The 12,032-nt window shown below is 40.2% G+C and carries 10 protein-coding genes; 7 read left to right on the plus strand and 3 right to left on the minus strand.

The genetic code is table 11. From position 1 onward, the window contains the following. Positions 1-135 precede the first annotated feature (135 nt). Genes O3670_RS01170 through O3670_RS01185 form a run of 4 tightly spaced genes read left to right on the plus strand, consistent with a single transcriptional unit; the run spans position 136 to position 3,481 of the window. Positions 136-414, plus strand: a complete 279-nt coding sequence (locus tag O3670_RS01170) for a phasin family protein (RefSeq protein ID WP_013990645.1) — start codon at positions 136-138, stop codon at positions 412-414. Between the two features lie 17 nt (positions 415-431). After that, positions 432-2,009 carry an ABC1 kinase family protein gene (locus O3670_RS01175; protein WP_371595697.1) on the plus strand — a complete coding sequence of 526 codons (1,578 nt, stop codon included), beginning with the start codon at positions 432-434 and terminating at the stop codon, positions 2,007-2,009. 3 nt (positions 2,010-2,012) lie between these two features. Beyond that, positions 2,013-2,633, plus strand: coding sequence for an SGNH/GDSL hydrolase family protein (locus O3670_RS01180; protein WP_080612034.1), 621 nt, complete (start codon positions 2,013-2,015; stop codon positions 2,631-2,633). Further along, on the plus strand, positions 2,630-3,481 hold the full coding sequence (locus O3670_RS01185) for a patatin-like phospholipase family protein (RefSeq protein WP_201061512.1): 852 nt from the start codon (positions 2,630-2,632) through the stop codon (positions 3,479-3,481). The genes O3670_RS01180 and O3670_RS01185 overlap by 4 nt, the downstream gene beginning before the upstream one ends. A gap of 26 nt (positions 3,482-3,507) precedes the next feature. Here the strand turns inward: O3670_RS01185 and O3670_RS01190 are convergent, their stop codons facing one another. From O3670_RS01190 to O3670_RS01200, 3 genes are all read right to left on the minus strand, one after another. Continuing rightward, positions 3,508-4,848 carry a D-alanyl-D-alanine carboxypeptidase family protein gene (locus O3670_RS01190; protein ID WP_371595698.1) on the minus strand — a complete coding sequence of 447 codons (1,341 nt, stop codon included), beginning with the start codon at positions 4,846-4,848 and terminating at the stop codon, positions 3,508-3,510. 186 nt (positions 4,849-5,034) lie between these two features. Beyond that, positions 5,035-6,381, minus strand: coding sequence for a D-alanyl-D-alanine carboxypeptidase (locus O3670_RS01195; protein ID WP_175057589.1), 1,347 nt, complete (start codon positions 6,379-6,381; stop codon positions 5,035-5,037). A gap of 230 nt (positions 6,382-6,611) precedes the next feature. Continuing rightward, on the minus strand, positions 6,612-7,808 hold the full coding sequence (locus tag O3670_RS01200; protein WP_371595699.1) for a cation diffusion facilitator family transporter: 1,197 nt from the start codon (positions 7,806-7,808) through the stop codon (positions 6,612-6,614). A 213-nt stretch (positions 7,809-8,021) separates the two neighbouring features. Here O3670_RS01200 and O3670_RS01205 point away from each other — a divergent pair, with 213 nt between their 5' ends. The 3 genes from O3670_RS01205 (at position 8,022) to O3670_RS01215 (ending at position 11,982) form a co-directional block, all read left to right on the plus strand. Further along, positions 8,022-8,675: a uracil-DNA glycosylase gene (locus tag O3670_RS01205; RefSeq protein ID WP_049545851.1), complete on the plus strand. Its 654-nt coding sequence runs from the start codon at positions 8,022-8,024 to the stop codon at positions 8,673-8,675. Positions 8,676-8,694: 19 nt separating this feature from the next. Next, positions 8,695-9,963, plus strand: coding sequence for a dihydroorotase (locus O3670_RS01210; protein ID WP_060972902.1), 1,269 nt, complete (start codon positions 8,695-8,697; stop codon positions 9,961-9,963). Positions 9,964-10,038: 75 nt separating this feature from the next. After that, entirely contained in the window at positions 10,039-11,982 is a 1,944-nt protein-coding gene (locus tag O3670_RS01215; protein ID WP_037597779.1) for a DUF2207 domain-containing protein, read from the plus strand. Positions 11,983-12,032 lie beyond the last annotated feature (50 nt).

Here is a 12,032-nt window from a genome sequence, read left to right on the forward strand (position 1 = left end):
CAATAACTTTGTTTATGTTATTCCACATATTTTCTGAAAAAGTGGTAGAATAAAAGTGTGAAAGCGTTCTTATATTTTCCGAAGAAGTAGCGAGTCTATCTCTTTGCTTTTCCTACTTAGATGGAGGTAACGATAATGAATGATTTGAAAAAAGTTCTCTTAGCTGGAATCGGGTTGACTGCTATGACAGTTGATAAGGCCGATAGCTTTGTCAAAGAGTTGGTTGAAAAGGGGCGTTTGACTGTTGAAGAAGGTAAGGAACTGGAACAAGAGCTCAAACGTCAAAGTAAGGAAGAAGCTCAAGAATTTTTAGCGAAGCTTGATGCTAAGAAATCTTCAGTTGAGTATGCGACTAAGGATGATGTGAAACGTCTTGAAGAAAAACTTGACGCTTTGCTCAGTCAAAATAAATAAAATGTAAGGAGTCTAAAATGGCTAGTAAACGATTGAGACATGTGTTGAAGGTTTTCTCGTCAGTTGGTCTCCTTTCTTATCGTGAAAAGCATCTTCCTCAAGACCAACAGACAACACCTGTCAAGCTACGCCAAGCCTTTGAGCAATTAGGACCTAGTTTTGTTAAAATTGGTCAAATCTTATCCACGCGCTCTGACCTTTTGCCAGAAAACTATATCAAAGAATTATCAAAGCTCCAGAGCTCGGTTCCTCCCTTGAATAAAGAGGAAGTCATGACTGCCATTAGGCGAGAATTACCTAATGAGCTTTCTGACAGTTTCCTTGATTTTTCGGAAGAGCCCTTAGCTTCTGGTTCTGTCGCTCAGACCCATAGAGCTAGATTATTGTTTGGTCAGGAAGTGATTGTAAAAATCCAGAGACCTGGTATTGATGAGGTCGTTAAGGAAGATATTCAGCTTCTCATTAAGCTTGCACGGCACATACCAAAGCATTTTATCCCCATGGTCGATGTTCAGGAGGTTTTGGAAAATCTGCGTGAAACCTTAATTAAGGAACTAGATTTCAGGAATGAAGCAGAGGCCATGAAGTGCTTTAAGGCCAATAACAGGGCTGTTGCTTGTCTAGGTGTCCCCGAGGTCTATGATACCTTCACGACACCTCACCTCATAGTTGAAGAGTATATCAATGGGATTCCGCTTAATCACTACAGCCAACTGATTGAGGCTGGCTATGACTTAGAAGATGTGGGCAAGAAACTTATGCTGTCATTTATCAAGCAAGTCTTCAAAGATGGCTATTTTCATGGTGACCCCCATCCTGGAAATCTGTTGGTACGTGATGGCAAGATTTATTTCATTGATTTTGGAATTATGGGGGAGTTGGAAGTGGGGATGCGTGCGTCCTTAAATGACATCCTGTACAGTTTTACCGCACAAGATGTTGATGGTATGACCAAGGCCATCTTGTCCGTTACACAATTTGATAATGGTTTTAATCGTGCAGTTCTAAGTCAAGATGTAGAGCAAATGTTAGGTCGTTATTCTGGTATTGACTTGGGAAGTCTCTCTATAACAGATTTGCTGCAGGATTTGATGGCTATTTTCCAGAAAAATCATCTTAAAGCCTCTTCTCAAATTACCATTTTGGAGAAGGCTTCGCTTCAAATTGAGGGGATTTTCCGAGAGTTAGCGCCAAATATGGATCTTATGACCCTGGCCAAGGATTACTTCCTAGAAAATATGGGACCTGATATGCTTAAGCAGGCCCTGAATAAAGAGAGTATCCTGATTGAACTCTTTTATCTGATTCGCAATGGGAAGAACATTCCACGTCGTCTGCATCAGCTCTTGGAGCAAATTTTAAACGGACGAATTGTGGTGAACCATGATTTTATTAACTTTTCGGGTCGAATTAAAGTTTTTGAGAAAGTATTAAATAATCTGGTTTTAGCCTTATTGTCATTGGGATTTCTACTTTCCGGTGCCCTTTTGGCTAATAAATCAGGTTTTGAAAATCTTGCCTGGCTATTTCTTGGACTTGGAACTTTTCTAGCTTTAATCACAGTAGTGCGTATAATATTTAAGAAAAAAGGATAAAGTATGATTGAAACAACTAGGCCTGAGCTTGTGGCTTATCAAGAAGAGCGTTTAGCCAAATTTGTGAATGAAAATCAAAAGTTAGACAAAAGCCAAATCGTTTTTGCAGGGGACTCCATCACGGAGTTTTTTGCATTGAAAAAATATTTGGGTCGAGAGTTTCCCCTTGTTAACCGTGGGATTGCAGGAACAGACTCGGTTTGGCTTTTAGAACACCTTAAAGAGCAGGTCTTAGATTTGGAACCAAGTAAATTGGTGCTCTTGATTGGCATTAACGACATCGGAAGAGGTTACCCTATTCGAGATATTGTCACTCGTATTTCCGATATTATCATGACAGTTCGTCAGGAATCCCTCTTTACTGAGGTCTATTTGCTGAGTGTCTTTCCAGTTAGTGAAGAATCACAGTATGCTTCTAAGGTTAAGATTCGAAATAATACGACTGTACGTGAGCTAAATCAACAATTAGCTGTCCTCCCCGGTGTGACCTATGTCGATCTTTTTGATTACCTTACTGATAACATGGGACAGTTAAATGACAACTATACAACGGATGGTTTGCACTTGAGTCCACAAGGTTATCAAGTCCTTGCGGAACCAATCATAAAGGAGATTTTAGAATGAAAGTTGGCTTAGTCCTCGAAGGCGGGGGGATGCGTGGCTTATATACGGCTGGTGTATTAGATGCCTTTTTAGAAGCTGGAATTAAGGTGGATGGCGTTGTTTCGGTATCGGCTGGAGCACTTTTTGGTGTTAATTACCTTTCTAACCAGCCCCAAAGAGCCCTTCGCTACAACAAGCGTTTTATGGGAGACCGTCGTTATATGAGTTTCTGGTCATGGCTGACAACAGGTAACTTCGTTAATAAGGAATTCTCCTATTATAAGGTTCCCATGGAGTTGGATGTTTTTGATCAGGAGGCCTTTGCTGATTCAGGTGTTCCCTTCTATGTGGTCACTACAGATATTGAGACCGGAAAACCAGACTATATCAAGATTGACCATGTCTTTGAGCAAATGGAAGCCCTTCGTGCAAGTTCCGCCCTACCTCTGGTTTCTGAAATTGTCGAGTACAAGAGTAAACGCTACATGGATGGTGGTCTGTCTGATAGTCTCCCTATTGATTTTATGGAAAATTTGGGTTTTGACAAACTCATTGTAGTTTTGACACGTCCTAAAGGCTACCGTAAACAGCCATCTAAAACGAGTAAGCGAATCTACAAGCTCTTTTACCGCAAGTATCCTGAATTTGTCCAAGTGGCTTCGAATCGCCACATCCACTACAATAAGAGTATTGAAAAGATAGAGGCTTTGGAAAAAACTGGAAATCTTTATGCTATCCGTCCAGAACACGCACTTGAAGTTAGTCGTTTGGAGAAGGATCCTGAAAAGTTTGAAGCCATTTATCAAGAAGGATTGGATCAAATGCGTAATGATATGTCTAATCTCAAAACATTTCTTGGAGACAACTAAAAACGTGCTCGGTTGAGCACGTTCTTTTAGTTATTCATTTGTCGAGCTTGACGGCGTTCTTTGACTTTTTGACGACGCTTTTTCTCATTGATAAAAATCAAGTAGATTACGTAAAGTGGTAATAGGAGGAAGCAGAACAAGGCAAAATGTTTGATAAAGTTATGCTTACTGTTCGTTTGTTTCTCTTTTTGACCTCCTGAAAAGAGAAAGAAGCCAGTTTTATTCGCCTTGACAGTACTTGCTTTAATTTTAGGTGACACTGTTTTTAAGCCATTATCAACAAGGACATAATCATCTTTAACACTAATCTTAGGTTCTTGTCCTTTTTTGACTGTGGCATAAACATCTTTTTGGACATCGTATTTTTTACCATCAATCTTTTGTTTGCCCTTACTTAGTACTTTCTTGTAGGAATAGTCTTTAAACATTTTCTCAATAAGGGAGTTACCGAAGGCATGGCGGATTTTTTCGCTACTTTCATCTTCCCAATTTCCAACGCCTAAGATAACTGAAATGACACGCTGATTACCACGCTTACATGTAGAGATGTAGTTGTAATCTCCTCGAGGACTTGAGCCTGTTTTTAAGCCATCGACTCCTTTGAGGCCATAATCAGCACCAGGCAAGGAGTAGTTGTAATTTTCAAAGGTTTCCTCGTACGGTGTTCCTTTTTTGACAGTTACTGTCTGTTGGCTAGTGTATTTAAGGATTTCAGGGTGATGTTTGATAAGGTTATAGGCCATGATAGACAAATCACGGGCTGTCGTCTGGTTAGAGTGGTTATTGTCATAACGTTTAGGCGTGTAGTAGCCTTTGTAAGATGCCGCACCAGCTCCAGAGGCATTGTACCATTTGGTATTTGTCATGCCGAGCTCTTTAGACTTCTCGTTCATACGATCAATCCACTTGTCAGGGTCATTATCACTGAGATAGTTGGCAAGCATGACTGTCGCCGCATTTGAAGAGGGAACAGCTGTCATAGTGATAAGTTCTGAAACCGTGTATTTAACTCCAGAAACAATCTTGTTGTTTGAGATTTCGTAGATATTAGCAATAGCCTCATCGGTTGGTTTGGCTGTAATCACGGTGTCTTCTTTGATTTCTCCCTTTGACAAAGCATCAAAAACCAAGTAGAGAGACATGGCCTTACTCATGGAAGCGGGGTCACGTACTTCATCAATGTTATCTTGCCAAAGGATATCACCAGTATTGGCATCAATCAAAAGTGATGATTTAGGTCGATAGGTCTCGGTGGCTTCCTTGTAGCCCGCTTTTTGTGCAATATCTACCAGTTGGTCAGCGGACGACAGACTGGGAGCTAAAGCCAGACTAGCTACCAGGAAGAGTCCTAACAATTTCTTTTTCAAAATAATCTCCTTAGTAACAACGTTTTTATGCTCTTTCAAAAAGCATCCTTTAATCTATTTTTGTTATTTGTTTGTAAAAAAAGTCATACTTGACTATTATCGCATAGTTTTGGGTGGTTTTATCAGTATTCTTGGGGGACTTCCTTGAATAGAGTATAAAAAAACGTGTCATGGACACGCTTTCTTTTATTTATTGATTTGTCTTGCTTGTCGACGTTCTTTGACTCTTTGACGACGTCCTTTTTCATTAAGGTAAATCAAGTAGAGGAGACCAACTGGGATAAGGCATATCAACCAGAAATAAACTGGGAGTTGGCCATTATTCGTTGCTTTAGTAGCCTTTTTATCTTTTTGGTTACTTCCAAAATCGAACCATCCCTTAACTTTTGTAGCCTTAACAGAAGTAGCCTTGATATTAGGTGATACTGTCTTCAGACCATTATCAATGACAATGTGATCATCTTTAACAGAGATTTTAGGGTCTTTGCCTTTTTTGACTGTGGCGTAGACATCTTTTTCGACAGTGTACTTTTTACCGTCGATTTCTTGTTCACCCTTGCTAAGAACTTTCTTGTAAGAGAAGTCTTTATACATTTTCTCAACGAGGGCATTACCAAAGGTATGACGGATTTCTTCACCTGTTTGGTCAGACCAATCACCAGAACCCATGATGACAGCAATCATACGTTGATCACCACGCTTGATAGTATCAATATAGTTGAAGGCACCTTCTGGGCTTGATCCTGTCTTCAACCCATCAACCCCATCAATTCCGTATTTAGCTCCTGGAATAGAGTAGTTATAAGTTTCGAAGGTTTCCTCGTAAGGTGTTCCCTTTTTAACTGTGACAACAGGTTTGCTAGTGTACTTGAGAATTTCTGGGTATTTCTTGATGAAGTTATAGGTCATGATAGCCAAATCACGCGCAGTTGTTTGGTTGGTTTGGTTGTTATCATAACGTTGAGGACTGTAGTAACCTTTGAAGGCAACAGCAACGGCACCAGAAGCGTTGAACCATTTGGTATTGGTCATCCCTAGCTCTTTAGACTTTTCATTCATCATGTCTAGCCATTTATCAGGATCATTATTGGTCAAGTAGTTGGCCAGCATCACGGTTGTAACGTTAGAGGATGGAACCGCCGTCATAGTGATGAGTTCTGAAACGGTATAATCAACACCCGCAACAATCTTGTTGTTGGAAATTTCGTAAATATCGGCAATAGCTTGGTCGGTTGGAGTAGCTGTGATAACAGTATCTTCAGAAATCTCTCCTTTAGACATAGCTTCAAAGACCAAATAAAGTGTCATGGCCTTAGACATAGAAGCAGGGTCACGCACCTCGTCAGCATTTTCTTCCCAGAGGACATCTCCGGTATTGCCATCAATTAAGAGGGTTGATTTGGGGCGATAGGCCTCAGTGGCTTCAGTATAACCAGCAGCGCGTGTGATATCCATCAATTCGTCTGCACTAGACAAACTCGGTGCTAGGGCTAGACAAGCTGCTAAAAGGACGGCAACAATTTTCTTTTTCACAATGTGTCTCCTTTAATATCTATGGGGTTCTGTATCTGGCAGAACCTATTTCTATCTATTAATAACATTTGCCTGTCAAAACCCTAAATTCAGTAGTGACAAACACCTTCATTATAACATATAAAAGTTAGAGTTTTCCTAACATTCGGCATTTTAATGTAATTTTTAGAATCGATTGAATGTTACACAAAATCTATTTGAAAGCAGAAAAAAACGAGCTTGCTTGCTCGTTACTTTTCATCTTTTATCCTTGTGACTTGGTGGTAAATCATGAACCAGGTTTCATTTCGACGCCAGATACTAGTGTGGAAATTTCCTCCCAACTCATAACTAATTAATTTCGTTTTTTGACTAACAGATGTCATCTTGAAGCTGTCAAAATTATTGAGAAGTGGTTGGTGATTGGCAATGACTTCTTCACGATTGTAGTGGTGACCATTTTCATCGATTAAGTAGAAATCTGGTGCTAAGAGATTTTCATAGTCAGGAATTTTTGACAGAATAATCTTTTCATTGCGAGAGAGTTTGTGAAGGACATTGCCATAAATTTCATCTTCGGGAATAGCAGCTGGTTCTACATGGACATCAGTGTCATAGACAGAGAAACGCTTGCTGAGAACCTCTTCAATTTGTTCAGTAATGGCATGACTCTCGTAAACAGAGAGGTCAGGATTCATTTCAACCACCATATCAAGATAGACGTTGCTACCATAGGAACGGCCACGTTGCTTTTTAACCTTAGTGACTTTTGGAATCTCAAGAATGGCTTTTTCATAGGCCTTGAGGTTTCTCTCATCGAAACCGTCTGACAAACTAAAGGTTGCTTCCATGAAAATATCATAGGCTGTCTTTAGAATGAAGAAGGTAATGATAATGGCAGTAATATAGTCGATAATCGTCAGGTTGAAGGATGCTGCAACGATAGCGACTGAGGTACCAATAGAAGTTACAGCATCGGAGAGATTGTCCTTGGCCGCAGCAATCAGAGCACTGGATTTCAGCTTTTTAGCAAGTCTTTTATTGTAAAAGTAAACGCCACACATGACCATAGCAGATAGGATACCAACAGTGGCACCAAGTGGATCAACCACTGTTTCCTCTCTTAGAAAAATCTTTCGGACTGTTTGAATGAGGACCTGGAAACCTACCACGAACATGATAAAGGAAGTGACTAGGCTTGATAAGTCTTCAATCTTCCAATGACCAAACCTATGATCTGCATCAGCTGGTTGACTAGCTAGGTGCAATCCAATGAGTAGGGCCACGTTCCCTAAAATATCTGACAAGTTATTGAAACCATCGGCAATCAAAGAGCTAGAATTTAAAAAGTGTCCAGCTAGAAGTTTTGCAATGGTAAGAAGAAGGTAGGCAGCGATGCTGACAATGGGACCTCGTCTGGCTGCTCTTAAATTTTCATACGTAGTCATAGGGTTACCTTTTCTGTTAAAATACAAGTTTAAATTATAGCATAAAACTATAACGAGTTAAAGGTTGTAAGCCCTTTAAACTTGTGGAGTAATGTATTTTTAAAACTTGATAGGAAATGCTTCGTAATCATGGTGCTTTTTCAGTATTTTCCGAATATTCCCTACAAATTATGGTATAATTTAGGGTGTAAAACAGTCTAAAAAGAGGTTTTTATGGAACATTCGACATGGCACAAGCTTCTGAAAGAGGAGCTGCCTGACCATTATTTTTCAAAGATAAATCAGTTTATGGACCAGGTTTATAGCCAGGGGACGGTTTATCCGCCGCGTGACAAGGTTTTTAATGCCTTGTTGGAGACTCCGTTTGAAGAAGTGCGGGTGGTAATCCTTGGTCAGGACCCTTATCATGGGCCTCATCAAGCACAGGGACTTTCCTTCTCGGTACCTGATAGCCTTCCAGCTCCCCCGTCTTTGAAAAATATTCTCAAGGAATTAGAGGAAGATTTAGGTCCTAGATCCTTTCATGATTTAACGTCGTGGGCAGAGCAGGGGGTGCTTTTGCTTAATGCCTGTCTAACAGTTCCAGCAGGTCAAGCAAATGGGCATGCTGGTCAGGTTTGGGAACCTTTTACAGATGCTGTGATTAAGGTTCTCAATCAAAAGGATACTCCTGTTGTCTTTATACTTTGGGGTGGCTATGCTCGTAAGAAGAAGGCGCTAGTGACTAATTCTAAACATGCCATTATTGAGAGTGCCCATCCGAGTCCCTTGTCGGCCTATCGTGGTTTTTTTGGCAGCAAGCCATTTTCAAAAGCCAATGCCTACCTTGTATCCCAAGGCCAATCCCCAATTGATTGGTTGAAGTAAAATAGAAAGTTGGAAGATTATGTTACTGATTAAAAATGGTCGTGTTGTAGACCCTAAGTCTGGTTTGGATACGCAAGCTGATGTTCTTGTTGATGGTAAAAAAGTCGTTAAGATTGCTGAAAATATCGAAGCTGGAGATGCTCAAGTCATTGATGCGACTGGTCTTGTGGTTGCTCCTGGCTTGGTGGATATCCATGTTCACTTCCGTGAGCCAGGTCAAACTCATAAGGAAGACATTCATACTGGTGCCTTGGCAGCGGCTGCGGGTGGTTTTACAACAGTTGTAATGATGGCTAACACTAATCCAACGATTTCAGATAAGGAAACCTTGGAGGAGGTCTTGACTTCGGCAGCTAAGGAAAATATCCATGTTAAGTCTGTTGCGACTATTACTAAGAATTTTGATGGTGAAAACATCACTGATTTCAAGGGTTTGCTTGAAGCCGGTGCTGTCGGATTCTCAGATGATGGTATTCCATTGACCAATGCTGGTATTGTCAAAAAAGCCATGGAGCTAGCTAAGGAGAATAATACCTTTATCAGCCTTCACGAGGAGGATCCTGATTTAAATGGTATTCTCGGTTTCAATGAAAATATTGCTAAAAAAGAATTCCATATTTGTGGGGCAACAGGTGTAGCTGAGTACAGTATGATTGCGCGTGATGTCATGATTTCTTATGATACACAAGCCCATGTTCATATTCAACACTTGTCAAAAGCTGAATCTGTAAAAGTGGTTGAATTTGCTCAAAAACTTGGAGCACAAGTTACAGCCGAAGTGGCACCACAACATTTCTCTAAGACAGAAGACCTCTTGCTCTCAAAAGGTGCTAATGCCAAGATGAACCCACCACTTCGTTTGGAATCTGACCGTCAGGCCGTCATCGAAGGGTTGAAATCTGGAGTCATCTCAGTCATTGCCACAGACCACGCGCCACACCATGCCGATGAAAAGAATGTCGATGATGTGACTAAAGCACCATCAGGAATGACTGGTCTTGAAACCTCTCTATCTCTTGGATTGACCTACTTGGTTGAAGCAGGACACTTAAGCTTGACGGAACTCTTGAAAGTAATGACTAGCAACCCATCTGATCTTTATGGCTTCGATGCTGGTTATTTGGCTGAAAATGGACCCGCTGACCTTGTGATTTTTGCAGACAAGGAAAAACGTCAGGTCACAGCAGACTTTAAGTCTAAAGCAGCCAATTCACCATTTGTAGGCGAAGAACTTACGGGCAGTGTTAAATACACTATCTGTGACGGTGAGATTGTTTATCAAGCCTAAATAGCAGATCAGAGCAGGGCACATCGAGACACTTGGTGTTGCACCTGCTTTTTTAGTCCTTAAAGGAGCAAAATGATGAAAAAGATACTGAAAGGTCTTGTTAAATACCTTGCTTTAACTGTTTTGTTAGCCTGTTTTCTGCCACTTTCTTTGCAACACGTTCAAGCTGACGAGGATGAGGTAGAGTATAGTCTACCTTCCTATGTTGGTCACCTTTCTATACATGATGATGGTAATGCGACGTTTACTCAGGAAGTGACTTATGATTTTGATAGTGACTATAAAGGTCAGTATGTAACCTTGGGGAAAATTGGTGGTTATTCTATTATGGATGATCCCAAGGTTTCAGCAACCGTAAATGGGAAAGAAAAAACAGATATTACAGTTGAAAAAACAGACTCTTATGATGGTGTTAAACTCAAAGTTTATAATTCAGGTTCAGATGGTGATAGGGTTGTCCTCAAAGTTACTTGGCAAATCCAACAGTTGTTGAATCTATATTCAGATATTGCAGTTTTAAATTGGTTTCCAATCTCTGATTGGGATAAAGGATTTGGACAGGTTGATTTCACAGTTGATGGTCTAGATGCAAGTCAAGGAGAGCTTTACGCCCACACTGGCTATTTTGGAAAAGACCCACAGGTTAAACGTACTGCTACAGGTTATCAGGTTCATGTAGACAATTTACCATCATCAGGTAAATTGGAATTACATGCCTACTGGCCGATGACCAGTACTTTACGGGAAAATAATCAGGCTTATTTATTACATAAGACAAATGAGGCAGAGTTTTTTAAAAAAGAAAGAGATATCAAAAAGTCTAAAGAAAACTACCGACGCATTTTTTATGTCATTGTGCCACTTGTAATTTTAAGCTTTGTTCTTATTGGTATTTTCTGTTACCTTATTGTTCTTTATAGTACGAGGACACCTTCTTTCCCTCGAGATGCACGTCTTTATGAAGCCCCTCAAGATTTAGCACCTTTGATCTTAGCTAAGAATGTTTATAATCAGTCTTTCGATAAAACGGGGCTAAAAGAAGAAACGGGTCCTTTGAAGTTCAAATATATGGTGCAAGCTACCATCCTCGATTTGATTGATAGAGGTTATCTCACTTTTAGGCGAGAAGGTGATAGTAATATTCTGACACGTATTGAAAAGGAAGGTCTCTCTTCGTTTGAAGGGGCATTCTTAGATATGTTGTTTGATGGTCGCATGGAAATTAGAGATAGTGAAATGTTCTCGCGCTATTATCTTGATAAAGATGCTCTAGAAAAACAATTCAAGAGTGCTAGAACAAGCTATGAGCGAGAAACTATTCGTTCTCAGGGAAAACGTGTCAAATATCAATTCTCTAATGACGGCTATCAAGTAGCCAAAGGCGTTGAAAAAGAGGAGTTTGCGCTAGGACTTCCTAAAATTTATAGAGATTTTAGTGCGAAAGAAAAGACATTTAACATATTGGGAGTAGCAGCTTTGGCACTTTCAATGATGCTTTGTATACTTTCAACTTTGTTCTTATTTGCTGCCTTTGGATCAGGACTAGGTTTTTACTATATTCTTGGTCTCCTACCTATAGCAGGACTTACCGTTTTATTCTGGTTCTTGGTGAAAAGACGTCGTCAGAGATGTCTTGATGCAACTCAAATTTCAACCTATTACCAGTGGCATAGCTTTAAAAATATGATTCAGAGTATTCCTAGCTTTAAAGAGTCAGAATTAGAATCTGTTATCCTATGGAATCGTATCTTGGTTTATGCGACACTCTATGGACAGGCGAAAAAAGTTAGTGATGTGCTAAAACGATACAACATTCACCTCAGTAATCCATCTCTAGATGAGTTTACTTATTCTGCGACACCATTTATTATGCTGAATAATGTCAATTATCTAGAATCTTATGTTTCTGCCTCAGATACCGTAAGTAGCTTTTCTATCAATTCAAATAGTGGTAGTGGCGGCTTTGGAGGCGGTGGCTTCTCTGGTGGTGGCGGAGGAGGCGGTGGTGGCGCCTTCTAAGCTACGCTAGTTGGAGTTTACTATCAATAGAGACACTCAGTCTATATGAT

This window comes from Streptococcus sp. 27098_8_74 (assembly GCF_041431705.1).
In the GTDB taxonomy this organism is placed as follows: domain Bacteria; phylum Bacillota; class Bacilli; order Lactobacillales; family Streptococcaceae; genus Streptococcus; species Streptococcus salivarius_E.

Coding starts and splice junctions, on each gene's coding strand:
- O3670_RS01175 (WP_371595697.1), top strand. CDS start 432: ATGGCTAGTAAACGATTGAGACATGTGTTGAAGGTTTTCTCGTCAGTT.
- O3670_RS01215 (WP_037597779.1), top strand. CDS start 10,039: ATGAAAAAGATACTGAAAGGTCTTGTTAAATACCTTGCTTTAACTGTT.
- O3670_RS01200 (WP_371595699.1), bottom strand. CDS start 7,808: ATGACTACGTATGAAAATTTAAGAGCAGCCAGACGAGGTCCCATTGTC.
- O3670_RS01210 (WP_060972902.1), top strand. CDS start 8,695: ATGTTACTGATTAAAAATGGTCGTGTTGTAGACCCTAAGTCTGGTTTG.
- O3670_RS01180 (WP_080612034.1), top strand. CDS start 2,013: ATGATTGAAACAACTAGGCCTGAGCTTGTGGCTTATCAAGAAGAGCGT.
- O3670_RS01185 (WP_201061512.1), top strand. CDS start 2,630: ATGAAAGTTGGCTTAGTCCTCGAAGGCGGGGGGATGCGTGGCTTATAT.
- O3670_RS01170 (WP_013990645.1), top strand. CDS start 136: ATGAATGATTTGAAAAAAGTTCTCTTAGCTGGAATCGGGTTGACTGCT.
- O3670_RS01205 (WP_049545851.1), top strand. CDS start 8,022: ATGGAACATTCGACATGGCACAAGCTTCTGAAAGAGGAGCTGCCTGAC.